The sequence below is a fragment of the Bacillus sp. NPDC094077 genome, from assembly GCF_050279465.1.
Classification (GTDB): Bacteria; Bacillota; Bacilli; order Bacillales; family Bacillaceae_G; genus Bacillus_A.
Map to the genome: position 1 here is coordinate 140620 of NZ_JBNNUF010000009.1, position 25309 is coordinate 165928.

A 25309-nucleotide genomic window follows, 5' to 3' on the forward strand; every position below is an offset into this window, starting at 1 on the left:
TACCATCCCCATTTTTTGATTATTTCCTTGGAAATTCGACAAATATACCACTAATTTTACTACATACTAAAATAACTGCCAGAAATTTTCTGACAGTTTGAAAAAGCCTATTTTTTCTTTTCGATTACAGTAGCGGCAATTCGTTCAAACTCTTTTTGAATTTCCTCTTTATATACATCCACTTTTGAAAAATCCATAGCAGTAATATAAATTCGTTCTAATTTATCACGAACTGATTTTGCTTTTGCTAAGAAAGACATCGCCTCATTCATTTTTGCTTTATATTGAATGGAAACGTCACGAATTTCTTTAGCATACTTTTCATCCGTCCCCGGTGTAACAATAAGAGCATACATATCTATAATCTCATCACCTTCGCGACTTGGAAAATATTCATGTGGTGCGGTACTATCAAAAATTGCAAATCCTAATTCTCTTACGATAACCATATCGAGACTATTCGGGTCAAATCCGCAATGATATACTTCAACGTCAAATCCTTTTTCTTCTGCTACCTTCGCTAACTTTTTGAGCATTGTTGATTTTCCAGAGCCCGGGCGTCCTTTTATAAAATAACGATGTGGTAATCCTTCTGTTAAATTAGGAACAAAATCAACTGCTCCTTTCGGTGTAGCAGCTCCTAAAAAACGATGTTTTACAATCGATTTTTGCCCACTTTTATCTGTAAATAATTTCTGAATTAGCTGATCCGTTAGTTCATTTGCTTTGTTAAAATCAATATTATTAATATATATTTTCTCCCACTCATCATGTATAACTAACGCCTCTTTAAAGCACCCGTAAGCAGTTTGAAAAGCTTTGCTTGCTTCTGAAACAAATCGTTCAATTTCTAGCCTCTGCTTTCTTAATTTATCTGAGTCCCAAGCAACTCCTAAATTTATATACTCTTCAACAACTCCTGGCATCTTTGGCTCAATAACATGCGGTGATGTTCCATCAACAATTCCTACTTTTAATTTCGGGATAATCACTCCATCAACTGACTTATTATCAGAAGAACAATGCAAAAGTTCAATATCATATCCTTTTTCAACCCATTCACGACCCATTGCCTTAATTAAAGAAGATTTCCCTGTTCCTGGACCACCCTTTAAAATAAATAATCTGTCTAGCCCTTTTAAATTCTCTTCGTATAAATTATGAAATCCCCTAGCTGTATTTCCACCAGCATAATAATTCAATACATTTCCTGTCACTGCACTCACTCCTTCGCAGCATTCTATTTACATAAGCTACAATATGCGAGCAACTTTATTTGGGTGAATACCTAATTTGTGTTGCGCAAAAAAAGGAAATGAAATACAATTTAAATATTATAAATATTCTGGACTTTAAAACTGAATATACCTTTATCAAGAGAGGCAGAGGGACCGGCCCTTTGAAGCCCAGCAACCTCAGTTTATAAGAACTGAATAGGTGCTAATTCCTGCAGAGTGCATTGCATTTTGGAAGATAAAACTCAACTAGTATGTAAAGCTCATCTTTCTTGATTATGAAGGATGGGCTTTTTATTATCTGAAAAACATATATTGGAGGTATGTAAAATGAAAGTAATTGATCTATCACAAACGTTTGAAAATAATATGTCTCAATTTCCCGGAACACCAAAAATCCAACTAGAAGCAATTACAAGTGTTGAAGAAACAGGTTATCAAGTTACAGATTTCCATTCTGTCGTTCATGTGGGTACGCATTGTGATGCTCCTGCGCATTTCATTTCAGGTGCAACCACTATTGATCAATTACCCCTTGATCAATTTGTAGGCGAAGCTGTACTTATCGATGTAACTCATATTCAAGAGCGAAAATTACCTAAGGAAGTATTACATGGTACCGACATAAAAGAAGGCAATATTGTCATTTTCCATTCCAACCTATCTAATAAATGGAATACAGAAGCTTATGAGAAAGAAGCATTTTATCTTTCCGAAGAATTAGCTAAAGAATTAGTTCGACTAAAAGTAAAATCCGTCGGTTTAGATTTTATTTCTCCTGATGAGGTAACGACAGAAACATCACCAATTCATCACATATTACTAGGGAATAATATTTATCTAATCGAAAACTTAACAAATCTAGATGCCATTAACGCGAAACGTTTCTTTTTCTCTGCAGCACCTTTAAAAATTAAAGATAGTGATGGTGCTTTCGCAAGAGCATTCGCTGTTATTTTTTAAAACAAGATCTACTTATAAAGTGAAACTTTAATCAGTGGGGGTTTTGTCCATCCCCCACTGATTATTAGTTGAACCAATCGGGCGTTTACGGGCAGTTGATCTCCCACCTAACTCCCTCGCATTCGCCGAATTTTGAGGTGGGAGTCTTACTGCCCGTTAATGCGGGATAAACGAAAAAGCAAAGATCATTACTGACCTTTGCTTCTATATTTTTTATTTAAATTAAGAAGTAATTGTTCCATCCGAGGGCGTACCCAGGCTAAATAATCTTTCTCTTTCTTCTTTGTACAAGTTATCTCTTCTCCATCTACCATTCCGACAAGTTCTAGCTCTAACAGTTGCCTCGTGAATGCTAACATATTTACTTCTTCGGCCGGATACTCTTCTTTTAATTTCTCCTCAATTTCTCCTAATAAAAAACCGTCACGCATCATTGCCAGTGCATCAATCCAAAGTGGCGGCATTTCATATTTCTCTCCTGTAATTGTATCTTTTACGATATAATTCTTTTGCTCTTTTCGAAATTGAATCGTGTGTAAACATACAGTCGAATTTAATGTTAATTCCATCATACCACCTCTTTCATAATATCTGCATAGAAAAAAGGATGCCTGTGCACCCCTCTTTTTTCATAACACTACCGAACCGTTACACGAGTAACTAATCTCATGTCGATATTTTCCTTCATTATAAACGAAGTGTTTTATAAAAAAAACCCTTCTTGAAACATTTTATAAAATGTTTATATTTACACAACAAGAACACTTTTCTGAAAAATAATTCCTTCTACTTCACTACATTGTCGGTAAATAAATTTCCACTTTCGTTCCCACACCCATACTACTTTGAATCGTGATACTCCCTTGATGTTCCTTAATAATTTTATATGTAATCATTAAACCAAGTCCTGTACCATTCTCCTTTGTTGTGTAAAAAGCCTTTCCAATCTTCTCTAATTTCTCCTGCTCTATACCAAAGCCCTGATCCTCGACAGAAATACACAAATACCCTCCAGTTTTTTCATATGCACGAATATGAATGTCTCCACCTTCCGGCATTGATTCTATTCCGTTTTTAATAATATTTAACAACACTTGTTTTAACTGTTTATCATCGCCGCTTATAACAGGTAAATTCCCATCTACTTGCAAATGAAATTCCACTCTATATTGCGTTGCATAACTTTCCATTAACTGGACAACATATAAAAGGATTCCTTGTATATTACACCATTCATAATTTATTGGTTTCGGTTTTCCTAGTAACATCAATTCACTCACAAAGCCATTAATTCTTTCAATTTCTTGTAACATAATGTCATAGCTCATCGTATCAGCAGGGTTTCTTTCTTTTTGCATTTGCGTAAATCCTTTTAAAGCTGTTAATGGATTTCGAATTTCATGAGCAATTGTTGTAGACATTGTACCAATAACAGCTAAATTTTCCGTCTCTTTCATATTGTTCATCATTTCAACCACTGTTCTTACATAAGATTGAAATCGTTTTAACAAAGAATGTGAAATAATGAAATAGAATATACATAGAACAAGCGGAATCACAACCTTTAAATCTTGTAATATCAATGTAAAAAGTACGTACTTTCCAATTACACTAAAGGAAACTAAATAAAAATATTTTCTGTTCACGAAAACCGGTGCAAATAAAATTAATAACATTTCTACCATACTACCATGTTCAAAAGCTCTATCAGTTCGTAAATAAATCATTAAATTATTAATAAGGTTGATAAACATGTACCCAAATAAAAATAAATATTTTACAGAATATACATAGCCTTTTTTTTGAAGATATATCGAAATAGGAAATAATGCTACTACAAATATATATACACCTATCCCAAGGCTACCTTTTGGCCAACCTACCGTTGTTCCATTAATATTCATAGCGGGATATACAAAATAATATATAGCGTCATATAAAAAGAATATAATATAGAATAATAATATAAATACCTTTAAAGCTTTTCTTTCTTCATAAATCAAGCTCTTGTATTTGTTCATATAAAAACTCCCCTTGATCGATACAAAAAACATTTCCATTGTTATCTTCTTAAATTATAAGTATGAAATTGCTTTCAGGGCAATATGTAACCTTATAATACTAAAAAGGAAGGAGAGATCTCCTTCCTTTTTAGTCACCACCTATATCCATCTTACCCTATCGTGTAGCAGTCCGTCCGTAAAATTATTTTGCCCTATTACAAAATCCTTCATGTATAAATTTAAATATTCACCGTACTTACTTTCTGTATTTAATAATAACTCCTCGACATAATAAGCACCTTGTTCAAAGTGATCTAAAAGTAAACTACACAAACCTGCATAAATTCCGCATCCTACTTGGAAATAAGTTGCATTTGTTTTATATTTATGAAAAACTTGGCTGCTATTCATTACATTATACATATACGTCTCACTATTTTCATAAACGAGTAACACACCGACTAGGTCCTCACCCGTAACCTCCTCTTCCGCCGGATTAAACACTTTCCGATTCCAGTTCCATAGATCTTCTACTTGATCTAAATTCTGTCTAATTAAATTGGTTGTATACTCATTAATTCGATAAAGAAAGCCAACTTCCATGTTGAAGTTTTTTCCTAAAATTAAAACTTCCTCATGTGGCATTAAACAACCATAAAACCCCTTTTCTCCTAATCTCACTTTATACTCTGAAGCGTATACATCCTCATAGAAATAAAGGGGACGATGATGACTCATATACATCGGATAACTCCATATCGCCTCATCTAGAAATCGCTCTACTGCCCATGAAGCATAAAGTGTATAAGGCTTTATAAGTGCTGTATCATTCAAAAACGAAGTATCATGTTCTACAATATAGCATGCTCGTGGCTTTTCATTTGGTCGTTCCTTCATAAGTTCCACAACCATCCATTGAACAACCCCCGGATTCATACCTGAACCTATAATCGCTTTTGTATTTGTAAATTTTTCTTTCTCCTTCTCAAACCTCGTATATCTTTCCGTAAGCTGAAAACCGAGTAAACTATCGTCCTGATCTACTTCCTCATTTTCCAAAGCTGAATTAATGTAACAAATTCCAAGCTCATTACAACAGCTCAGTATCCTAATTGTATCTGCCCCCGAAACATCAATAACAACACTCGTTCTTTTTTCCTTTAAATGTTGTTTAAATTTCACTACATCTTGAAGGTCTATTTCGTATAAAGATAATTGACCTTTCAAATTTGGAAACAACTCATCATAATAAATCCTATCTTTTTGTTTTATATCAACCAAATGAAATTTAACACCCTTTAGTACTTCATAAATTGGATCTTTTTCATTTATTATCGCTTGATTTAAAATTGCTAAAACTGCTTTTGCTGCTCCACCAGCACTGCCAAGTAATGTAATCGATAACGAATTTGGAAACTGCTCCACAAACAAAACCCCTTTAATAAATTAATTGAGCAGTTCCTCCTCCAAAAAATAAATTGAATACATAAAAAGATAGCTCGTACACAATTTTTATAAATTAGTACAAGATTGTCTCTAAAAAAATCACACTATATTATATTTATATTCAATTCATTTTTCCTCTCATATCTAAATCAAATGAAACAAATAGGCTCGACCTTTTCTTTTGCAAATATAAAAGAAAAAGCCAGCCATTTTTAACTAGCCTACGGACAATGGACGGATTTTACATGTTGAATATTTACATACATTTTTGCATCGCGTGCTTTTAATATTTCAATATGCCCTTCATCAATTTTCGTCATCTTTCCAATTTTATTAGATTCCTCTCCTAAATCGAACACCATGATTTTTCCAGCCATTTTAATAAGCTGCTCTTCAAACGTTCTAGCTAACGTAATATTTAAAGGATTTACGGGGAGTTCATTTTTATTGAGGGAATAAGGTACTTGGTTTTCTTTATATGGAATTAACCATTTTAAGTGTTTTAAAGATATATATACCGTTTTGTAAACTGGACTATAAAAAACGATATAATCGTTCATTACGCTTGTAACGTATCCATGTATCGGGGCATTTCCTGCTACATAAATTTCTGTAAAGATCCCTTTAGAGGTGCTTAATACTTTTCTCAAAGAAATTGAAGGGGATTCCCTCTTAATTACAGAATCAACATCTGGTTTTAATATTTCTTCATCATATGGTCTTAAAAATTTATAATATTGTACATGATATAAAGATATATATACGTAGTCTTGTCCATTGTAAAGGACAACGATATCATTTCCTACATCAATTAATACACCTTTAAATCTTTTTTCACCGATTAATTTAACATATATATTTTCTCCAATACTTTTGTTCAACTCATTCATCTATATCCTCCTTTCTTCCATTTCTAAAAATAATCAGGGGCAATGTTCTGTCTTTTAATAGTAAGGAATTTATTTACGTAATAACACGAAATAATTGCAGCGAAATATGAAAGCGCTCTTCACTCTCAGTCATAGTGCCCCTCTTATCTATCAAACATTATTCTTCTTCATTCTTTTTGTCTTTAACTACTTGACTCACACTTTTAATATGAAAATTCAGCACATAAATTACTTCCTCACGGTTCACTAAAGTCACATATTCTTCATTTACGTCACTTAATATACCGTCAATACTCTCAGGTCCACCCCGATTAATCTTTACCCACTTATATTTCAGACCAGATAATATATCTTGAAATGTAGTAGCATCAAAGTATGGTTGTGCACAAAAGTAAGGATTTAATTTGATCTCCTTCGCCTTCTTAACTACGCTTTTCACATGACTTCTCTGGTAATAAATAACTTCTCCTGTATTTCCTTGTAATACAAGATGTTCATCTTCAGCTGATAGTAGTACTCCTATCCGACTTTCTGGACCACCAAGATTTATTTTTACATTTTGGTCCAACAAACTTTTAATCTCGTTACTAGGTAGTCTATTTTCCAATTTTACTCCTCCTTTCTCCTATTATCTTCTACGATTTGATTGTCTTTGTGCACGTGCTCTATATGACTGATTACTTGTATCATCACTTTCTTCTTCTTCTTCTTCCTCTTTGGACACTTGTAAACCGTAGTTCACACTTTTAACATGAAAATGTGCAATCTTTATAACTTCTTCTTTCACAATTAATGTGACGTATTCAGAAGAAACATCCTGTAAAATCCCTTCAATCTTTTCAGGACCACCTCTGTTGATTTTAACCCATCGATATTGTAAGTTTTGCAGTAGGCTTTGAAAGTCCTCCCCTTCTAAGAATACCGGTAACTCTCCAACATCTTCAGCGATATCTTTCGTATTTCTTGTAATGCTTTTTAAGTGTTGGAGCTGATAATAATAAAATGTTCCCTTTTCGCTTAGTAGCACGAAATAATCACTATACACTGCAACTACTGTACCTTTTTGCGATTCTGGTCCACCTCGATTCACTCTCACACTCTCTCCAACCAATCCGTCTAATAAATCACTACTAATTATACTCAAGAGAAAACCCCTCCCATTAATTTATAAGCTTTTGCACTGATAGTATATGTATCTGTACAGGTTACGTTCTCTATGTTTGTCCCATCTATGAAAAAATATGCTTTTAACATGTAGTACTAATACCTATGCCCCCCTTCCATTCAAATAAATCACAGGATTCCAACGATTCTTTATACAAAAAGATCCCGTATTAAGATACATTTCTGTATATCTTAATACGAGATCTTTTTATAACTTTAATCTTCGTCTTTAACATCCATATCTTCTGGAATTGGTTCGTTTAATATTTCTTCGACTAATTGTTTATATTTCTCCATTTGTTCTAAATGTGTATTGAATTGTTCTTTATTTAATAAATATTGCTCTCCATCGAATAGCGCACGAACTTTCTTTTGCTGAATTAGCTCTTCAATATACGATTTTGGTAAATTCAAATACTCCGCTGCCTCTTCTACTGTTATATACAATGTGTTCATCCCTTTATTATTTTTTCATATATACTGTATCTTACTTTACTTTATTTTTGTAAACAACTTAAAAAGATTTTGTAAATGCAGTTTAAAAAGCAGGTAGATGCATTCCATATATTGTATAATAATATAGTAAGTATTTTTTTAAATATAGAATGGTATCACCCATTTACACAAAGGAGAGTTAACATATGGCTACTCGTCACATCATTACAATGTTAGAAAAAACATTACAAGTTGAAACAGAAAACACAATTTCTCATTTAACAGCATCTTTATCTGATCGTATTCTTTCCCAAAGCGCAGCAATACACGAAAACAATTGTTATCATACAATTGGTGAATGGTACAAAAATCATTTCTTATTCCAACAAGATGATTTTCTATGGGCTAAATATGCTTTCTACGATGCATATTGTGAGGCTATAAAAAAACAAGGACATCTTACAAAACGCGTCCGTCAAATATTAGAATCATTAGCTCGAAAACACAGCAAACAATACATTGCTTCTATACTAAATATGCCATTTCCTAACGAACGAGCTAAAGGGACAGCGTAAGCAAAGCATAGGCTCATTGTTTTCTAGAATGATTTACAAATAAAATGTTCATGTCATATGAACTGATGAAACCGGTGTCATAATAATGATGGAAAATATAGTAAACAAGGAAAACCCCCATTTACATCTCTCTTCCATTCGAATAGAGAAGTAAGTGGGGGTATACTTGTTCCTTTATTATTTCATCATCTGCTTTATCAATTCACGATTTCTCTTCTTAAATACTTCATTATGAGAAGAAACCATTCCGTACTCACTTGCATCTGGCTGAATAAATTGTTTCGCTTTATTTACAGCATTTCCGGCATCTTGGAATGCTCCTGCAATTAAATGCAATTTACCTTCATGCTTTAAAATATCTCCAGCAGCATATAGTCCATCTACAGAAGACTCACTATTTGCATTACCTGCAATATAATAATTATCTATAATCGCAACGTCTAACTCACTATTTTCTAATAATGTAATGTCACGTTCATATCCATGATTAATAATAACTTCATCAATAGGCAAATGAGAAACTTCGCCTGTTTCATGATTCGTTAATTCTATATATTCGATCGCTTCATGATTATCACCAGCAATTAATTTTGTAATCGATGTATGAAAGAAACACTCCGCTGAGCTGTTCATCAGTTGTTTTACGTGTGCTTCATGACCAGATAATTCTTCTTTTCTATATGCTACATACACTTTTTTCGCGATTGGTTCTAATTCATTTGCCCAATCAATGGCAGAATTTCCTCCACCAGAAATAATGACCGTTTTATCTTTGAAACGTTTTAAAGATTTAACTGTATAATTTAAATTCGATACTTCAAATCGCTCAGCACCTTCAATTGATAACTTTTGCGGTTTCAATATACCACTTCCAGTTGCGACGATAACTGTTTTTGAAAAGTGTTCTTTGCCAGTACTTGTTTTTAATGTAAAAGTACCATCTTCATTACGAATAATCGATTCTACTTTTGTATTTAATACAACTTCCGGTTGGAATGTTAACCCTTGCTGTACAAGTTGTTCAATTAATTTATCACCTGTAACTGGCAATAGCCCTCCTATATCCCAAATCATCTTCTCTGGATAAACATGTATTTTGCCACCTAACTGTGGTTGAAATTCTATTATTTTCGTTTTCATCTCTCTTAGTCCGCTATAAAAAGCTGAATAAAGCCCTGCAGGTCCTCCGCCTATTACGGTTACATCAAATAATTCTTCTTGATTCATTCGTGCTCACCCCTCAGCTATCAACCGTTGATTATCATTCTCAATAAAATATAACCTGTTTCCGCAAAATTTACAATCAAAATTACTATTGACAATACACCTATATAAAATTATATTATTTAATGAATCGGTATTGATAATCATTATCAACTTGTTAATAATTAGCAAATTTGAGACTCCATCTTCTTTCATTAATATGGTCAAATACTATATTGCAAAATCTCATATTCAAGATTTTTAATACGTATTTTGCATTACCACTACCCTTTCAAAAAGATTGCAGTTAAACAAATTATTGTATACACATACCATCTATTTAAAGGAGAAAGACGATGAAAAAGTTATTTATTTCACTAACAGTTCTTTTCGTTCTTGTTATGAGTGCTTGTAGTAATGGCTCTACAGACAAAAAGAACGATGCAAAAGGTAGCAAATCAGAAACAATTACATACCAATCTGAAAATGGTAAAGTAGAAGTTCCTGCCAATCCAAAACGCGTTGTTGTATTATCATCATTCGCTGGTAACGTACTGTCATTAGGTGTAAATCTTGTTGGGGTAGATTCATGGTCTAAACAAAACCCACGTTTTGATAGCAAGCTTAAAGATGCTGCTGAAGTATCAGATGAAAATATTGAAAAAATTGCTGAACTAAACCCTGATTTAATCATTGGCTTAGACAATGTTAAAAATGTTGATAAGTTAAAGAAAATCGCTCCTACTGTAACATACACTTACGGGAAAGTTGATTACTTAACACAACATATTGAAATTGGTAAATTATTAAATAAAGAAAAAGAGGCAAAAACTTGGGTAGATGATTTCAAGCAACGTGCAGAAGCAGCTGGTAAAGAAATTAAAGCAAAAATCGGTGAAGATGCAACAGTATCTGTTATTGAAAACTTCAACAAACAGCTTTATGTTTACGGCGATAACTGGGGCCGTGGAACAGAAATTCTATACCAAGAAATGAAATTAAAAATGCCTGAAAAAGTAAAAGAAAAAGCATTAAAAGAAGGTTACTACGCACTATCAACTGAGGTATTACCTGAGTTTGCTGGTGATTACTTAATCGTAAGTAAAAACAAAGATACTGATAACTCATTCCAAGAGACAGAATCATATAAAAACATCCCAGCAGTAAAAAATAATCGCGTATATGAAGCAAATATGATGGAATTCTACTTCAACGATCCACTTACATTAGATTTCCAACTAGACTTCTTCAAGAAAAGCTTTCTTGGTCAATAATACAAACATGAGGAATTCTTAATTTAAGAATTCCTCTTCCTTTATTCTACGAAAAGAAAAGATGTGAAACGAATGACAAAATATCACGACAATCCACGTTCCATGGCTTTTACATACAAACTAACTTTAAGCATAATTGCATTCTTTCTTATTTTTATGGTTGCAATGGTATTAGGTGCTGCAGATACTTCTATAAAAGATGTATGGTTAGCACTGACTTCCTCCGCTAAAGGGGACAAAATATCTATTATTCGCGAGATACGTTTGCCACGTGAAGTTGCTGCTATTTTTGTAGGAGCTGGACTTGCTGTTTCTGGGGCAATTATGCAAGGCTTAACGCGAAATCCACTTGCTGATCCTGGGTTACTAGGCTTAACTGGGGGCGCGAATGCTGCACTTGCACTAACACTTGCTTTCAACCCTTCCATAAACTATCTTTACTTAACATTAGCTTGCTTTATCGGTGCTGCAATTGGCGCTATTATGGTATTTGGAATTGGTATGGTGAAAAAAGGCGGACTTTCTCCTCTTCGAATTGTATTAGCTGGTGCTGCAGTTTCAGCATTTCTACTCGCAATTTCAGAAGGGATCGGCATTTACTTTAAGATTTCACAAGATGTATCACTTTGGACTGCTGGAGGCGTAATTGGAACAACTTGGAGCCAATTGAAAGTTATTATTCCGGTCATTTCAATCAGTATCTTTATCGCTATCTTACTAGCAAAAAAATTGACAGTCCTTAGTTTCAGTGAAGAAGTTGCCATTGGACTCGGTCAAAAAATTATTTTCATTAAAACGATTTTATTTCTCATTATTATCTTACTTGCAGGTGCGTCTGTAGCACTTGTCGGAAATATGGCATTTATCGGTTTAATGGTACCCCATATGGTGCGCCCCATTGTCGGTCCAGATTACCGCTTTGTTATACCGATGTCAGCAATTGCTGGCGCTTCCTTTATGCTGCTTGCAGATACAATCGGACGTACAATTAACGCTCCGTACGAAACGCCAGTTGCAGCTATCGTCGCAATTGTAGGATTACCATTCTTCCTATTCATTGTACGTAAAGGAGGAAGAACATTCTCATGATGCCATCTATTTTAAGAAAACAACGTCTTATCATACTCGCTTTACTTATATTAACCGTTACAACCATTGTAGTTGGAATGGGGATCGGTTCAGCATCTTTATCTTATGACCGCCTCCTTCCAACACTAATGGGACAAGGGACTTTTAAAGAGGAATTTGTTTTATACTCTTTAAGATTACCTAGAATTGTCATTACATTATTAGCTGGTATGGCACTCGCTTTATCAGGTGCTATTTTACAAGGAATTACCCGAAATGATTTAGCTGAACCTGGTATACTCGGAATCAACTCTGGGGCAGGTGTTGCTGTTTCTATTTTCTTTTTATACTTCCCAATAGACGTAGGTTCGTTCCTTTACTTACTGCCAGTCGTTGGATTTATCGGTGCTTTCCTTACAGCTGTTCTAATTTACGTATTTTCATATAGCAAATCAACAGGACTTCAGCCAATACGATTAACATTAACCGGTATCGGTTTTTCATTTGCACTATCTGGAGCGATGATTGTCCTTATTTCATCCGCAGATCGTATGAAAGTAGACTTTATTTCAAAATGGATTGCTGGAAACATTTGGGGAGATGACTGGATCTTCGTTTTAGCAATGCTCCCATGGTTAATCGTATTAATCCCGTTTGTTTTCTATAAAGCAAATCGATTAAACATTCTAGCATTAAACGAACCCGTCGCAATTGGTGTCGGAATTGAAATTGAAAAAGAACGTAGATACTTATTAATTGCAGCCGTTGCACTTGCAGCTGCAGCTGTTTCCGTAACAGGGGGAATTAGCTTTATTGGACTGATGGCTCCTCACATCGCAAAATCTTTAGTCGGACCAAGGCATCAAATCTTCATACCAATCGCCGTTTTAATCGGCGGATGGCTATTACTATTAGCAGACACAATCGGACGAAACATCGTTGAACCTAATGGCATCCCAGCAGGTATTGTCGTTGCTTTAATTGGCGCTCCTTACTTTATGTATTTATTGCTTAAGAAAGCGTAAAAAAACACTCTCATCTTGAGGGTGTTTTTTTCCTTTTACTTCGTTCTTCTAATCCCTTATTCGACATTCCTATTTTTCTACACCACTACAAATCCTTATTAAAATACTTTTGATTTAAAATTCATTTAATGTTTATATTATTATGTATAAATTTTACATTTGAAGGAGCCTCACAAAATGAAAGCTATTTCTATTATTCTTATCTTAATTGGAATTCTCGGCAACTTTATGGGCGGAATGATGTTCGGAGATATCGGTATTGCTGCAATTATTGGTTCATTAGCAGCCTTATTCTCAGGAATCGGTTTTTGGAAATTAGATGCGCAACTCAAAAATATATCGAAATAATTTAAACCCTCAAATAGCCGCGAAAGAGTATATACTCTTTCACGGCTATTTTAATACGTATTTATTAGTATTGAATAATATTTTCCAGTGAACCTCTCCCCTACAATAGCTCCTTTGGGAATACTATTACAAAAGGGAAAACCATTGATAATTTCCTACTGCTGTCCATACCCTTCAAACTTCTTCGCCAAATTCTCCATCTCATCTTCTGGCAGTAGCTTCGGTTCTCCGACGCTTTTCGTTTGATAATAAATTTGCGCACAAAACTCAATTTCTTCCGCAACAGTAAACGCCATTTTTATATTATTTGCACCAGCAATTAAACCGTGATTTGCGAGTAACACAGCGCGACGATCAATCATTCCTTCAAAAGCAGCATCTGCTAATTGCTTTGTACCGAATGTTTCATATGGCGCACAGCGGACATTCGAGCCTGCAAAAGCAATTAAGTATGATACGGCAGGAAGCTCCCATCCTAACGATGCAATCGTTTTCGCATAAGGAGAATGTGTATGCACAAGCGCATTTATGTCTTCACGTTTTCTATAATAAATAAGGTGCATATCTAGTTCACTTGATGGTTTTCTCGATCCTTCTACCACTTCACCATCTAAGTTTAAGACAACTACATCTTCAGGCTTTGTTTCATAATAATCTAAACCACTTGGGCTAATTGCAACAAGACCTTGTTCACGATTAAAAATACTAATATTACCGCCAGTCCCCTTAGTTAAACCACTAGAAATCATTTTCTTTCCGTACGCTACAATTTCTTCTCTTTCTTTTTGTAATAACATATACATCCCCCTAAGTATGAAGCTTATGATGACTAATTTTTATATCTATCTACTTATTAAAACAGCCTTTTTAAGTTCTCCGTAAACGGCGCTTTCACAATTCCTTTTTCCGTAATAATCGCCGTGACATTTTCATGTGGCGTGACATCAAATGCCGGATTATATACTTTACTTTCTTTCGGGGCTGAATATTGCCCGAAACGATTAATCACCTCAGAAGCATCTCTTTCTTCGATTGGAATTTCTTTTCCTGTCGGTGTTTTCAAATCAATTGTTGGCGTTGGTGCCGCTACATAGAACGGAATGTTGTAGTATTTAGCTAAGATAGATACGCCTAATGTTCCAATTTTATTTGCTACATCACCGTTTGCTGCCACACGGTCACATCCAACGATTACCGCATCAATCTTCCCTTGTGACATGACCATAGCTGCCATATTATCTGTAATAACCGTTACATCAATTCCCGCTCGCTGCAATTCTAATGCTGTTAACGTTGAACCTTGTAATCTAGGACGTGTTTCATCCGAATAAATTTTAAGGTTCCATCTCTTTTCCTTTGCTAAATACATCGGAGCTGTCGCAGTACCGTATTTCGTCGTTGCTAAGGCACCTGCATTACAATGCGTTAATACACCCATTCCATCATGGAATAACGTTAATGCATGTTCTCCAATTTGACGGTTAATTTCTTCATCTTCTCTATGAATTTCTTTTGCCTCTTCTAATAATCTATCTTTCAACTGGGCGATTGATAAGCAAACATTCTCTGTGGCTACATTCTCCATTCTTTCAAGCGCCCAAAATAAGTTTACTGCCGTCGGTCTTGACGTTGCTAAATATGCACATACCTTTTTCACTTCTTTTACAAATTCCCCCACCGTACCTTGAGTAACTGCCTTTACCCCTAAATACACGCCATAAGCTGCTGAAACACCAATCGCTGGCGCTCCTCGTACTTTCATTACTTGAATTGCATCCCACACACTTTCAGCTGTTTTAAAAGATTCATAGACAACTTCATTCGGTAATAACGTTTGATCTAATAAAACTAAAGCATCATCTTTCCACTGAATTGGTATTAACTGTTTTTCCATCATTTTCTCCCCTTACTTCGCATAGTGCATTGACTGTTCTTTTAACGTTTCTACAAAGCTTGTACCTGTTTTATATTGATTCGCTCGTAAAATAAATTCCTTCGCTACTTGAAGACAAATTCGCTCCGCTCTAGCACGTGCTTCCTCATTCTCAATACAAGTAATATCTTTTACTTTCGCTAACCCAACAATACGGCGAATTAACTCAAGACCTGTCACTGCAGCCGTATCCTCTAATACAGATTGTAAATAAACTTCGTTAAAGCCTTCTTCCTTTGCCATAACCTCTGTCACATGAATATCCCAAGCATCTAAAAACTTCTTCTTAAATAAATCAATTACCTCTATCATTGTAGATTGTAACCAATCCATATACGTATCTTTCTCAGCTCCAGACGACATGGTCGCATCTGCATTCACCCAAGCAAACATTAAATTCGCCATTACATTCCCAACGTCATATCCAATAGGTCCATAAAAGGCAAACTCAGGATCAATAATCTTTGTAGAATCACTTTTCACAAAAACAGAACCAGTATGTAAATCACCATGAAGCAATGCCTGTGCATTCGTCATAAAAGAAAATTTAAGCTTTGCTACTTCCATACGAAGCTCTTTATCACTATAAATATGTTCTCTAATCCAGCCTTCATTTAATAGAAATAACTCATTACGCTTATTATGATTTGTAAATGGCTCAGAGTATACGAGGTCTTCTGTAATCTCGCATAACTCAGGATTTATATAATTCTTCACAAGCTCCTTCTTCTCTTTATGATTCATTACAACATCCGATGTTAATAAAAGTGTATTTACCATAAAGGTCGTTAAATCGTCAGCAAGCCTCGGAATTATTTGGTGATTTATAAGTGCTGTACGTAATATTGTGTGATCTGATAAATCTTCCATCACACAGCAATTCATCACACTATCAAACAAATACACCGTTGGAACAAGTCCAGGTGCTAATTTTCCTTCCAACTGCAAAACATTAGATTCAATACGAATACGATTTGTCGATAATTTAAACTCATCTGAAATACGGGCTGTATCCCCAGCCTGCTTTACGATGACAGAAATATTCTCCTTTTCATCCCAAACACGGAACACATAATTTAAATTTCCATCACCTATTTCTTTACACTGTAACCCCTTTGCATGTTCAAACTTAGATACCTTCTCTTGCACATATGCAATTACATCTTTAGCTTCCATTAAAAAATACTTCGTGAACTTAGACATGGTTTCCCCTCCACACTAATTGTAAGCGTTTTCTAAAAGCTATAAAAAAATAATAGGGTGAAATTTTTTATCCTATTATATATATTCTCCTTTTTGAAAGGTATATCTAGGTTTTATTATATCTCGTTAATACCTTGAGTCAATGTTTCTAATTATCATTGCACTATACTGCCTAATTATATATTTAAGGTGACAAAAATTGTTCAAAAAGATTCCGATTCATTTTATTTTATTTATTGCAGAATTCTTTGTAAAATAGAAGTAAGCAGTTCCTTTTTAAATACACAACTTCTAAGAAATACTTCCTTCCTAAGAATTTATACTACACTATATCTCTAAACTATTTACTAATCTTTCACCTACTCTTTTAAAATGAATACTCTAAAAATTACCTTTCAATCCCTTAGAAACTTTAATTGAGAATAAATATTAATTAAATCGGAATAAAGTTGGTTTATTCTCTTGACAAAATAACCACTTCTATATGATAATTAATATCGAATTAGAATTATTATAGTTAATTAAAAAATATATTTTATGAGCAAACTATTTTTTGATGCTCAAAACCAACATTTAGGAGGAATTTTAATATGTTATTAATCGGCACAGAAGTAAAACCGTTTAAAGCTAATGCTTACCATAATGGAGAATTTATCCAAGTTACTGACGAAAGCTTAAAAGGAAAATGGAGCGTAGTTTGTTTCTACCCAGCAGACTTCACATTCGTTTGCCCAACTGAACTTGAAGACTTACAAAACCAATATGCAACTCTTAAAGAGTTAGGCGTTGAAGTATACTCTGTATCTACAGACACTCACTTCACTCACAAAGCATGGCATGATAGCTCAGAAACTATCGGCAAAATCGAATACATTATGATTGGTGACCCAACTCGCACAATTACTACAAACTTCAACGTATTAATGGAAGAAGAAGGTCTTGCTGCTCGTGGTACATTCATCATCGATCCAGACGGCGTTATCCAATCTATGGAAATCAATGCTGACGGTATCGGCCGTGACGCAAGCATTCTTGTTAACAAAATTAAAGCAGCTCAATACGTACGTAACAACCCAGGTGAAGTTTGCCCAGCTAAATGGCAAGAGGGTTCTGCAACACTTAAACCAAGCCTTGACCTTGTAGGCAAAATCTAAGGAGTTCGATCAAAATGATACTAGATGCAGATATAAAAACACAACTATCCCAATACCTTCAATTAATGGAGAACGATATTTTACTTAAAGTTAGCGCTGGAGACGATGCAGTATCTAAAGATATGTTAGCTCTAGTAGACGAATTAGCTACTATGTCATCTAAGATTACAGTAGAAAAAGTTGAACTAGAGAGAACGCCAAGCTTTAGCGTAAATCGCCCTGGTGAAGACACTGGTGTCGTATTCGCTGGTATTCCATTAGGACACGAATTTACTTCATTAGTGTTAGCTTTACTACAAGTAAGTGGACGTGCTCCAAAAGTTGAACAAAAATTAATCGATCAAATCAAAAACATTCAAGGCGAATATCATTTTGAATCTTATATCAGCCTAAGTTGTCATAACTGTCCTGATGTTGTACAAGCTCTTAACGTCATGAGCGTTCTAAACTCTGGTATTACACATACTATGATTGATGGCGCTGCATTCAAAGAGGAAGTAGAAAGCAAAGACATCATGGCAGTACCAACTGTGTACTTAAACGGCGAATCTTTCGGAAGCGGTCGTATGACACTTGAAGAAATTTTAGCTAAAATGGGTAACGGTCCAGATGCATCAGAGCTTTCTGATAAAGATCCTTACGATGTTCTTGTTGTTGGTGGCGGCCCTGCTGGTGCAAGTGCAGCAATTTATGCAGCACGTAAAGGCATCCGCACTGGTATCGTTGCTGAGCGCTTCGGTGGTCAAGTAATGGATACTATGGGTATTGAGAACTTCATCAGCGTAAAACGCACTGAAGGTCCTAAGCTAGTAGCAAGCCTTGAAGAGCACGTAAAAGAATACGACATCGACGTAATGAATCTACAACGTGCGAAACGTTTAGAGAAAAAAGAACTTATTGAAGTGGAACTTGAAAACGGCGCTATTCTGAAAAGTAAGAGCGTAATCGTTTCTACAGGTGCTCGCTGGCGTAACGTTGGCGTACCAGGTGAAGCTGAGTTCAAAAACAAAGGTGTAGCATACTGCCCACACTGTGACGGTCCATTATTCACTGGAAAAGACGTAGCAGTTATCGGCGGAGGTAACTCTGGTATTGAAGCAGCTATCGACTTAGCAGGTATTGTTAAGCACGTAACTGTTCTTGAATTCATGCCAGAATTAAAAGCTGATGCTGTATTACAAGAACGTCTTAACAGCTTACCAAACGTAACTGTTCTGAAAAACGTTCAAACAAAAGAAATCACTGGTACTGACAAAGTAAACGGTATTTCTTACATCGATCGTGAAACTGAAGAAGTTCATCACGTTGAATTACAAGGTGTATTCGTACAAATCGGTCTTGTGCCAAACACAGACTGGTTAGGCGAAACTGTTGAACGCGTTCGCGGTGAAATCGTAACAGATAAGCACGGCGCTACAAACGTACCAGGAGTGTTTGCTGCAGGTGACTGTACAAATAATCCGTACAAACAAATCATCATCTCTATGGGTTCAGGTGCAAACGCAGCTTTAGGTGCATTTGATTACTTAATCCGTAACTAATTATAGAGACGTGCGTTTTAAAAAGCAGGTGCCTTGGCACCTGCTTTTTTTATAACCTTAATGTATAAACTAAAAACCTCTCATTCCCATTCTTCTCATAGGCACCTGGCAATCTAACTTCTCTCTTCAATTCAAACGCAGTCTGATTCTCTAAGAAGAAAATATAATCCTCCGAAGGATAGTACAAAATAATATCCACTTCTCTCTCTGCTTCTTCTACCGAACGTAAGATGTTATTTACTACGTTCATAAATACTTGTACAGAAAATGGATTAAAAAAATAAAATCGGTTATCACGCAGATCAATCTCATATTCTTGCGCTAAACAACACTGGAATTGAATTTTATCTTTACTGTTTCTTACCTTCTTTGCATAACGCTCAAGGTTCTCCATCGCTTCTTTATAAAACTCTTCATTCATTTCAATTCCAACTGCCGAAGCACCACACTTATGATGCATGTAAAAGTTTAATCGCCCTTTCCCGCACCCAAAGTCTACAACTCGATCGCTACTTTTTATTTCATATTGATTCAGTAACTCATCTAATCCGCTATACGGCGTCGGTTCATAACGATGATAGTGCATAGACTTATTAAATCCTTTTTGTTCGCCAACTGTTTTTATATTTAAAACTGCATCGTAATATTGTTCGTTCATTAATTTTCTCCTATTAAGAAATGGTACTTATTATTATACACCATGTACTAAATGCTCATTTCTTGTGGAATCACTTGGTGCGTAAAATTATATCGTCGGAAAATCGAATAGATCAAACATAACCCCCAGTACATCGATTTACCGACAAATCACGATAAAAAAAACAGGAGCTCTCTAGCCCCTGTCTTCCAATACTTTCAACACAGTTTGCTTTAATATCTCTATTCCATCCATGATACAGCTATGGTCAAACTTCATATACGGATGGTGTAATCCAGGTTGTAAGTTTGCCCCAAGTCCAAGCATAACTGCTTTTAAATGTGGTCTCTTCACTGTGTAGTAGTGGAAATCATCACTTCCCGTCGTATACAGCGGTCCCGTACATCTCTCTTCTCCATACACTTCGAGAATACCTTTTCGCATATAACGCTCCGCTTCTTCCGACACCTCTGCTCCTGGCGCAAGATCAATCCATTCGTATGAAGTTTTCGATCCCATCGATGCGGCCGATTCTATTACATGCTCTATCTTTTTCTTTAATTCTTCCAATAATGTATTATTCTCTGCCCTTACATCTAAGCTAAAATGACCGTTACCTGGAATGATATTTAAATTATTACCACCAGCTTGGCACCTTGTCATCTTCACTGAATATGAACTTTGCGGTGGTAACCATATATTTTTCAAACCGATATTAATCATGGCAATGACATCAATCGCATTCACACCTTGGTGTGGCCTTGCACCATGTGCATCTTCCCCGTGAATCATGCCCTCTAAAAATCCAGCTGCTCCGTGACGAATAGATGGGGCTGCTCGTTTCAAAGATAATTCCTCAATCGGCCTTAAATGAACTCCGAATAGGAAATCTGCATCATCTACAGCACCTTTCTCTACCATCTTTAAAGCGCCATTCCCTTTTTCTTCTGCTGGCTGAAAAATAAATCTAACGGTACCGCTTTTCCATCTCATATTTTTTAACTGTAAAATAAGTCCCATTACAATCGTCATATGAGCATCATGACCACACGAATGGTTTGCTTTAAATTCTCCATCTACTTCTTGCCAAAGTGCATCCATATCAGCACGAATTGCAATAACTGGATTCCCACTTCCAATCTCAGCGATGACGCCTGGGCAATCATCAAATGTTTTATATGAAATTCCTTCTTCTTTTAAAAAGTTAGTAATATACGCTGTCGTTTCATACTCTTTCCAACTCACTTCCGGGTTTTCATGTAAATGCTGAAAAATTTCCGTTAAACGCTCTTGTAGTTCTAATGTTTTCAACTTCCATTCTCCTTCCTAAATTCGAAGCAGTTTAATCATTCATAAAAAATCCCATTTTGAAGAATATATTGAACATTCACTCAAATGTCAAGAGATTGTCCCTACGTTTCTTTTGAAATATAATAAGGTAATTAAGATTATAATTCAGAAAATTCTTTTTATGAATTATTCATCATTACCTTCAGCCTCTTATTAATATATGTAACTTCAAATCTACAGATAATAAAAAGGACGGGAACTATACAATGAAAATTACAGCTATTCATCTTTACGCAATCCGTTTACCACTTCGCAATCCATTTGTTATTAGTTATGGCTCTTACCCTGATATGCCTTCTATTATCGTCAAAGTGGAAACAGACGAAGGCATTATCGGTTACGGTGAAGGCGTTGCTGATGATCACGTTACAGGTGAATCATGGGAAAGTACTTTCCAGACTTTAAAACATACACTAGCTCCTGCTCTAATCGGGAAAAATCCGATGAATATCGAAAAAATACACGATATGATGAACAATACAATTTACGGTGTTCCTACTGCGAAAGCTGCAATTGATATTGCTTGTTTTGATATAACGGGCAAAAAATTAAACCAACCTGTATATCAATTAATTGGCGGACGATACCATGAAGAATTTCCTGTCACTCACGTCTTAAGTATCGCCCCCCCAGAAGATATGGCCGAAGAAGCTGCTTCTATGATTAAAAAAGGTTACCAATCTTTCAAAATGAAAGTTGGTACAAATGTAAAGGAAGATGTGAAAAGAATTGAAGCTGTCCGTGAACGTGTAGGAAACGATATCGCCATTCGTGTTGATGTAAACCAAGGATGGAAAAATAGCGCAAATACATTAACTGCACTTCGTTCATTAGGACATTTAAACATCGATTGGATTGAACAACCTGTTGTCGCAGACGATATTGACGCAATGGCCCATATTCGTTCTAAAACAGACCTTCCGCTTATGATTGATGAAGGACTAAAAAGTTCTCGTGAAATGCGTCAAATTATTAAGCTAGAAGCTGCTGATAAAGTGAATATAAAACTAATGAAATGCGGCGGCATATATCCAGCTGTAAAACTCGCTCATCAAGCAGAAATGGCTGGCATTGAATGCCAAGTTGGATCGATGGTCGAATCATCCGTTGCCTCTTCCGCAGGATTTCACGTCGCTTTCTCAAAAAAAATCATTACTAGCGTCGAGCTAACAGGACCATTAAAATTCACAAAAGATATCGGAAACTTACATTACGACGTACCATTCATTCGCTTAAACGAAAAGCCAGGATTAGGCATTGAAATAAATGAAAATACACTACAAGAACTAACCGTCTTTCAAGACGTTGTAAGCTAAAGGAGGACTCATACATGACGGTGCTATACGAAGGCACATTAAAACAAAATAACGTACCATTTCACGTTACATTACTATCACTAGAACACATCGAACAAATTTTATCACTACAAAACGTCGTGGTTGAGGCATTAGAGGATAAAGGTCGTTTACAACCACTCTCACAAGAAGAATTTCAATACATTCTAGAAGGAAACGGCATGATGATTGGTGCCTTTATAGAAAACGAGCTCATCGCATTTCGTGCTCTACTCGTCCCTCCTATCGACGATGAACATTTAGGACTTGATATCGGCCTATCAGAAAGCGACCTACACCGCGTGATCTATCAAGAAATCTCAAACGTTCATCCAAACTGTCGCGGAAATGGTATGCAAAAAATATTAGCGACAGTCATCATGGATGAATTACAAAAAGAAGATGGCAAATACGAATATGTTTGCTGCACCGTTGCGCCTTTTAACATTCCGAGTTTAAAAGATAAGTTCGCGCAAGGGATGGAAATTGCTGCACTGAAGGAGAAGTATGGTGGTAGTATACGGTATGTTTTTGTGAAGGAGTTGCGTGGGGATAAAGAAAGAGATTGGACGGATGTTAAAAGTGTTCTGATGAGTGATGCTAGTAGACAGCAGGCTTTGCTTTCGGAGGGGTATCGTGGATATGAGATGGAGAAAGTGGACGGAGACTTTGTTGTGAAGTTTGGACGATAATCTCTATGCTCGAAAAAAAGGAGATGTCCCTTGTGACATCTCCTTTTTCTCCCCGCCGAACAATTCTTTGGTAAATGAAATTATATTAGCGATTCTTTAAATTTATCGACCACAACTCCAAATTTATCAGCGATTTCTCAAATTTATCAGCGATTTCTCAAATTTATCAGCGATTTCTCAAATTTATCGGCGATTCGACAAGGAATATCGATTTACCGAGAAAAATCGATATAACCTGTTAAATCGTCATCTTCCAACTAGATAACGCTAACCAGTTCTCCATTTCCTTATAATCAGGCATTATCTTCCCGACAAGGCGCCAAAAAGAGCGGTCGTGATTTAAATGAACCATATGGCACATCTCATGAACAACTACATAGTCAATTACCCTCTGAGGTGCCATTGCTAGCTTCCAATTAAACGTTAACTGTAGATTTGAATCACAAGTGCCCCACGTACGACTACTATCTGTAATACGAATAGAACGCGGTTTTGTTTTAAAGTTACTTTGATGCGCTTTAATACTCTTCTCTACTAATGCTTTGCACTGCTTATAGTAAAATCGTTTTAAAGCTTGTTGTATTTTCTCATCCTGAAGCTCTTTCACATAAATATGTAGCTTATCCCCTTCAAACACTGCATTGTCTTGCGTAATACTTACATCTTGAGAAATCTGTATCGGATACGTTTTTCCTAAATATAGAAAACCTTCTCCTTGATCATAAGCCTTTTCCTGTGGACCACGTACTCTCTCCTGTATTTCCTTACGTGTTTTCTGAATCCAATCCCATTTCTCCTCTAACAACTGGACTATATATTCAACAGGCGTCCCTTTCGGAGCTTGCACTTCCACATTTCCGTAAGAATCTACATAAAGACGTACAGATTTTTTCTTCTTATAATTTATATGAAAATTAATCGTCTCACCTAAATATGTATGTACCATTTCATCACCTAACGTATTCGTTCATAATTATTTTTACAAATAAAAAAGAGTAGGATACAAACGTCCTACTCTACCTATTATATCATTTACTGCTTTAACAAACTTATTATCCTCTATACTTTACAGCTAATCCTTTGATGAAATTCCTCGCGTATCTATCGCCGCACTCTTTGTAATTTTTATGGCCTTTTTTTCTTAACAGAGCGCCTAACTCTCCTTTTGTTACCGTAACGCCCACGCTATCTAATATATCAAGTACATCCTCACTCGTTAAAGATAGTGCGATTTTCATTTTCTTTAGAAGAAGGTTATTGGCACTCTCCTTGCTCTGTACAGGTGCTGGTTGTCCTGGCTTCGGATCTTGCTTTCCTCTTTTTAACGTAATAAATCCATTTAAAAATGCCTCTAACATCATCATATCGCATGTTAATACGTACTCATCTTCGACTACATCAGCATTTTCAGCTTCATGTTGAGGAGTTTTCTTTATTTTTGTAAGCATATCAACTACGTCTTCTTTCGTTACTTCCATACCACCAAGTTTGAAGATTTCTACCATATCTATATCTTTTATATCCATAGCATATCTTACTCTTTTTAATATATCGTTGTTGCTCATTGCCATTGTTTTTCCTCCTGAAATGTTGATTATTTATACAGCTGTTAAAGTTTATCCTTCAACATGCTTTAAATTATCATGTTTAATATAACCTTTTAGTTAATGTCCGCTAAATTAATACTTTAACATTTTAAAGATAGGTTTTATAGTCTTACTCGAACTTTTCTCCACCATTGTATCTAAGGATCTCTTATGTGTTTGTTGTATGCCTATAAAAAGATTTCCCTCTTAACATTAACTAAAAGAAAAAACAGTGCTTTGATTTTCTCAA

Annotated in this window: 26 protein-coding genes and 1 riboswitch; of the genes, 10 read left to right on the plus strand and 16 right to left on the minus strand. The window is 35.5% G+C overall.

All coding sequences use genetic code 11. The annotated features are described in order from the left end of the window. Nucleotides 1–107: 107 nt before the first annotated feature. Nucleotides 108–1217 (minus strand): PRK06851 family protein, encoded by a 1110-nt coding sequence (locus ACQKNR_RS20580; RefSeq protein ID WP_427320117.1) that lies wholly within the window; start codon nucleotides 1215–1217, stop codon nucleotides 108–110. A 150-nt stretch (nucleotides 1218–1367) separates the two neighbouring features. Further along, nucleotides 1368–1480: riboswitch (SAM riboswitch) on the plus strand. 85 nt (nucleotides 1481–1565) lie between these two features. Here ACQKNR_RS20580 and ACQKNR_RS20585 point away from each other — a divergent pair. Continuing rightward, nucleotides 1566–2198, plus strand: coding sequence for a cyclase family protein (locus ACQKNR_RS20585; RefSeq protein WP_427320119.1), 633 nt, complete (start codon nucleotides 1566–1568; stop codon nucleotides 2196–2198). A gap of 188 nt (nucleotides 2199–2386) precedes the next feature. Here the strand turns inward: ACQKNR_RS20585 and ACQKNR_RS20590 are convergent, their stop codons facing one another. From ACQKNR_RS20590 to ACQKNR_RS20620, 7 genes are all read right to left on the minus strand, one after another. After that, the gene (locus ACQKNR_RS20590; protein ID WP_427320121.1) at nucleotides 2387–2767 is read right to left on the minus strand and encodes a hypothetical protein; all 381 of its coding nucleotides are present in this window, start codon (nucleotides 2765–2767) and stop codon (nucleotides 2387–2389) included. Between the two features lie 225 nt (nucleotides 2768–2992). After that, nucleotides 2993–4219, minus strand: a complete 1227-nt coding sequence (locus tag ACQKNR_RS20595; RefSeq protein ID WP_427320123.1) for an ATP-binding protein — start codon at nucleotides 4217–4219, stop codon at nucleotides 2993–2995. Between the two features lie 141 nt (nucleotides 4220–4360). After that, nucleotides 4361–5626, minus strand: a complete 1266-nt coding sequence (locus ACQKNR_RS20600; RefSeq protein ID WP_427320125.1) for an S-adenosylmethionine decarboxylase related protein — start codon at nucleotides 5624–5626, stop codon at nucleotides 4361–4363. A 242-nt stretch (nucleotides 5627–5868) separates the two neighbouring features. Next, nucleotides 5869–6537 carry a DUF2642 domain-containing protein gene (locus tag ACQKNR_RS20605; protein WP_427320127.1) on the minus strand — a complete coding sequence of 223 codons (669 nt, stop codon included), beginning with the start codon at nucleotides 6535–6537 and terminating at the stop codon, nucleotides 5869–5871. Nucleotides 6538–6694: 157 nt separating this feature from the next. After that, nucleotides 6695–7144: a spore coat protein gene (locus ACQKNR_RS20610; protein WP_427320129.1), complete on the minus strand. Its 450-nt coding sequence runs from the start codon at nucleotides 7142–7144 to the stop codon at nucleotides 6695–6697. Between the two features lie 21 nt (nucleotides 7145–7165). Next, on the minus strand, nucleotides 7166–7681 hold the full coding sequence (locus ACQKNR_RS20615) for a spore coat protein (protein ID WP_427320131.1): 516 nt from the start codon (nucleotides 7679–7681) through the stop codon (nucleotides 7166–7168). 236 nt (nucleotides 7682–7917) lie between these two features. Then, complete coding sequence (locus ACQKNR_RS20620) at nucleotides 7918–8157, minus strand: helix-turn-helix domain-containing protein (protein WP_193413963.1); 240 nt, start codon at nucleotides 8155–8157, stop codon at nucleotides 7918–7920. A 185-nt stretch (nucleotides 8158–8342) separates the two neighbouring features. Here ACQKNR_RS20620 and ACQKNR_RS20625 point away from each other — a divergent pair, with 185 nt between their 5' ends. After that, a complete protein-coding gene (locus ACQKNR_RS20625; protein ID WP_427320133.1) occupies nucleotides 8343–8711 on the plus strand; it encodes a hypothetical protein in 369 nt (122 codons plus the stop codon). 177 nt (nucleotides 8712–8888) lie between these two features. Here ACQKNR_RS20625 and ACQKNR_RS20630 read toward each other — a convergent pair whose 3' ends face one another. Further along, the gene (locus ACQKNR_RS20630) at nucleotides 8889–9938 is read right to left on the minus strand and encodes an NAD(P)/FAD-dependent oxidoreductase (RefSeq protein WP_427320135.1); all 1050 of its coding nucleotides are present in this window, start codon (nucleotides 9936–9938) and stop codon (nucleotides 8889–8891) included. Nucleotides 9939–10270: 332 nt separating this feature from the next. Between ACQKNR_RS20630 and ACQKNR_RS20635 the strand changes: the two genes are divergently transcribed. The 4 genes from ACQKNR_RS20635 (at nucleotide 10271) to ACQKNR_RS20650 (ending at nucleotide 13629) form a co-directional block, all read left to right on the plus strand. Further along, nucleotides 10271–11188 (plus strand): iron-hydroxamate ABC transporter substrate-binding protein, encoded by a 918-nt coding sequence (locus ACQKNR_RS20635; protein ID WP_427320137.1) that lies wholly within the window; start codon nucleotides 10271–10273, stop codon nucleotides 11186–11188. A 72-nt stretch (nucleotides 11189–11260) separates the two neighbouring features. Continuing rightward, a complete protein-coding gene (locus ACQKNR_RS20640) occupies nucleotides 11261–12277 on the plus strand; it encodes a FecCD family ABC transporter permease (protein ID WP_427320139.1) in 1017 nt (338 codons plus the stop codon). Next, on the plus strand, nucleotides 12274–13281 hold the full coding sequence (locus tag ACQKNR_RS20645; RefSeq protein WP_427320141.1) for a FecCD family ABC transporter permease: 1008 nt from the start codon (nucleotides 12274–12276) through the stop codon (nucleotides 13279–13281). The genes ACQKNR_RS20640 and ACQKNR_RS20645 overlap by 4 nt, the downstream gene beginning before the upstream one ends. A 177-nt stretch (nucleotides 13282–13458) precedes the next feature. Next, on the plus strand, nucleotides 13459–13629 hold the full coding sequence (locus ACQKNR_RS20650; protein WP_427320143.1) for a hypothetical protein: 171 nt from the start codon (nucleotides 13459–13461) through the stop codon (nucleotides 13627–13629). Nucleotides 13630–13784: 155 nt separating this feature from the next. On the opposite strand, the gene ACQKNR_RS20655 is transcribed toward ACQKNR_RS20650, so the two are convergent. Genes ACQKNR_RS20655 through mtnK form a run of 3 tightly spaced genes read right to left on the minus strand, consistent with a single transcriptional unit; the run spans nucleotide 13785 to nucleotide 16765 of the window. Continuing rightward, entirely contained in the window at nucleotides 13785–14426 is a 642-nt protein-coding gene (locus tag ACQKNR_RS20655) for an L-fuculose-phosphate aldolase (protein WP_427320145.1), read from the minus strand. Nucleotides 14427–14482: 56 nt separating this feature from the next. Next, a complete protein-coding gene (gene mtnA, locus ACQKNR_RS20660) occupies nucleotides 14483–15526 on the minus strand; it encodes an S-methyl-5-thioribose-1-phosphate isomerase (RefSeq protein WP_427320147.1) in 1044 nt (347 codons plus the stop codon). 9 nt (nucleotides 15527–15535) lie between these two features. Further along, complete coding sequence (gene mtnK, locus ACQKNR_RS20665; protein ID WP_427320149.1) at nucleotides 15536–16765, minus strand: S-methyl-5-thioribose kinase; 1230 nt, start codon at nucleotides 16763–16765, stop codon at nucleotides 15536–15538. Between the two features lie 590 nt (nucleotides 16766–17355). On the opposite strand from mtnK, the gene ahpC reads away from it, so the two are divergent. Continuing rightward, a complete protein-coding gene (gene ahpC / locus ACQKNR_RS20670; protein ID WP_000924422.1) occupies nucleotides 17356–17919 on the plus strand; it encodes an alkyl hydroperoxide reductase subunit C in 564 nt (187 codons plus the stop codon). A gap of 14 nt (nucleotides 17920–17933) precedes the next feature. Beyond that, nucleotides 17934–19460 carry an alkyl hydroperoxide reductase subunit F gene (gene ahpF / locus ACQKNR_RS20675; protein ID WP_427320151.1) on the plus strand — a complete coding sequence of 509 codons (1527 nt, stop codon included), beginning with the start codon at nucleotides 17934–17936 and terminating at the stop codon, nucleotides 19458–19460. Between the two features lie 49 nt (nucleotides 19461–19509). On the opposite strand, the gene ACQKNR_RS20680 is transcribed toward ahpF, so the two are convergent. Together ACQKNR_RS20680 and ACQKNR_RS20685 are read right to left on the minus strand one after the other, a co-directional pair. Further along, entirely contained in the window at nucleotides 19510–20118 is a 609-nt protein-coding gene (locus tag ACQKNR_RS20680) for an SAM-dependent methyltransferase (protein ID WP_427320153.1), read from the minus strand. A gap of 174 nt (nucleotides 20119–20292) precedes the next feature. Next, on the minus strand, nucleotides 20293–21408 hold the full coding sequence (locus tag ACQKNR_RS20685; RefSeq protein ID WP_427320154.1) for a M20 peptidase aminoacylase family protein: 1116 nt from the start codon (nucleotides 21406–21408) through the stop codon (nucleotides 20293–20295). A 245-nt stretch (nucleotides 21409–21653) separates the two neighbouring features. Here ACQKNR_RS20685 and ACQKNR_RS20690 point away from each other — a divergent pair, with 245 nt between their 5' ends. Together ACQKNR_RS20690 and ACQKNR_RS20695 are read left to right on the plus strand one after the other, a co-directional pair. Then, complete coding sequence (locus tag ACQKNR_RS20690) at nucleotides 21654–22763, plus strand: mandelate racemase/muconate lactonizing enzyme family protein (protein WP_427320156.1); 1110 nt, start codon at nucleotides 21654–21656, stop codon at nucleotides 22761–22763. Nucleotides 22764–22777: 14 nt separating this feature from the next. Then, the gene (locus tag ACQKNR_RS20695) at nucleotides 22778–23473 is read left to right on the plus strand and encodes a GNAT family N-acetyltransferase (RefSeq protein ID WP_427320158.1); all 696 of its coding nucleotides are present in this window, start codon (nucleotides 22778–22780) and stop codon (nucleotides 23471–23473) included. Between the two features lie 238 nt (nucleotides 23474–23711). Here the strand turns inward: ACQKNR_RS20695 and ACQKNR_RS20700 are convergent, their stop codons facing one another. Together ACQKNR_RS20700 and ACQKNR_RS20705 are read right to left on the minus strand one after the other, a co-directional pair. Continuing rightward, the gene (locus tag ACQKNR_RS20700) at nucleotides 23712–24419 is read right to left on the minus strand and encodes a M48 family metallopeptidase (protein ID WP_427320160.1); all 708 of its coding nucleotides are present in this window, start codon (nucleotides 24417–24419) and stop codon (nucleotides 23712–23714) included. Nucleotides 24420–24525: 106 nt separating this feature from the next. Beyond that, nucleotides 24526–25044 (minus strand): DUF1456 family protein, encoded by a 519-nt coding sequence (locus ACQKNR_RS20705; protein WP_427320162.1) that lies wholly within the window; start codon nucleotides 25042–25044, stop codon nucleotides 24526–24528. Nucleotides 25045–25309: the final 265 nt, after the last annotated feature.

Excerpts from the sequence above, each read along its gene's own strand:
- ACQKNR_RS20595 (WP_427320123.1), bottom strand. The coding sequence starts at position 4,219 with ATGAACAAATACAAGAGCTTGATTTATGAAGAAAGAAAAGCTTTAAAG.
- ACQKNR_RS20590 (WP_427320121.1), bottom strand. The coding sequence starts at position 2,767 with ATGGAATTAACATTAAATTCGACTGTATGTTTACACACGATTCAATTT.
- ACQKNR_RS20605 (WP_427320127.1), bottom strand. The coding sequence starts at position 6,537 with ATGAATGAGTTGAACAAAAGTATTGGAGAAAATATATATGTTAAATTA.
- ACQKNR_RS20585 (WP_427320119.1), top strand. The coding sequence starts at position 1,566 with ATGAAAGTAATTGATCTATCACAAACGTTTGAAAATAATATGTCTCAA.
- ACQKNR_RS20620 (WP_193413963.1), bottom strand. The coding sequence starts at position 8,157 with ATGAACACATTGTATATAACAGTAGAAGAGGCAGCGGAGTATTTGAAT.
- ahpF (WP_427320151.1), top strand. The coding sequence starts at position 17,934 with ATGATACTAGATGCAGATATAAAAACACAACTATCCCAATACCTTCAA.
- mtnA (WP_427320147.1), bottom strand. The coding sequence starts at position 15,526 with ATGATGGAAAAACAGTTAATACCAATTCAGTGGAAAGATGATGCTTTA.
- ahpC (WP_000924422.1), top strand. The coding sequence starts at position 17,356 with ATGTTATTAATCGGCACAGAAGTAAAACCGTTTAAAGCTAATGCTTAC.
- mtnK (WP_427320149.1), bottom strand. The coding sequence starts at position 16,765 with ATGTCTAAGTTCACGAAGTATTTTTTAATGGAAGCTAAAGATGTAATT.
- ACQKNR_RS20630 (WP_427320135.1), bottom strand. The coding sequence starts at position 9,938 with ATGAATCAAGAAGAATTATTTGATGTAACCGTAATAGGCGGAGGACCT.
- ACQKNR_RS20645 (WP_427320141.1), top strand. The coding sequence starts at position 12,274 with ATGATGCCATCTATTTTAAGAAAACAACGTCTTATCATACTCGCTTTA.
- ACQKNR_RS20695 (WP_427320158.1), top strand. The coding sequence starts at position 22,778 with ATGACGGTGCTATACGAAGGCACATTAAAACAAAATAACGTACCATTT.
- ACQKNR_RS20680 (WP_427320153.1), bottom strand. The coding sequence starts at position 20,118 with ATGAACGAACAATATTACGATGCAGTTTTAAATATAAAAACAGTTGGC.
- ACQKNR_RS20700 (WP_427320160.1), bottom strand. The coding sequence starts at position 24,419 with ATGGTACATACATATTTAGGTGAGACGATTAATTTTCATATAAATTAT.
- ACQKNR_RS20690 (WP_427320156.1), top strand. The coding sequence starts at position 21,654 with ATGAAAATTACAGCTATTCATCTTTACGCAATCCGTTTACCACTTCGC.
- ACQKNR_RS20650 (WP_427320143.1), top strand. The coding sequence starts at position 13,459 with ATGAAAGCTATTTCTATTATTCTTATCTTAATTGGAATTCTCGGCAAC.
- ACQKNR_RS20635 (WP_427320137.1), top strand. The coding sequence starts at position 10,271 with ATGAAAAAGTTATTTATTTCACTAACAGTTCTTTTCGTTCTTGTTATG.
- ACQKNR_RS20640 (WP_427320139.1), top strand. The coding sequence starts at position 11,261 with ATGACAAAATATCACGACAATCCACGTTCCATGGCTTTTACATACAAA.
- ACQKNR_RS20625 (WP_427320133.1), top strand. The coding sequence starts at position 8,343 with ATGGCTACTCGTCACATCATTACAATGTTAGAAAAAACATTACAAGTT.
- ACQKNR_RS20655 (WP_427320145.1), bottom strand. The coding sequence starts at position 14,426 with ATGTTATTACAAAAAGAAAGAGAAGAAATTGTAGCGTACGGAAAGAAA.
- ACQKNR_RS20705 (WP_427320162.1), bottom strand. The coding sequence starts at position 25,044 with ATGGCAATGAGCAACAACGATATATTAAAAAGAGTAAGATATGCTATG.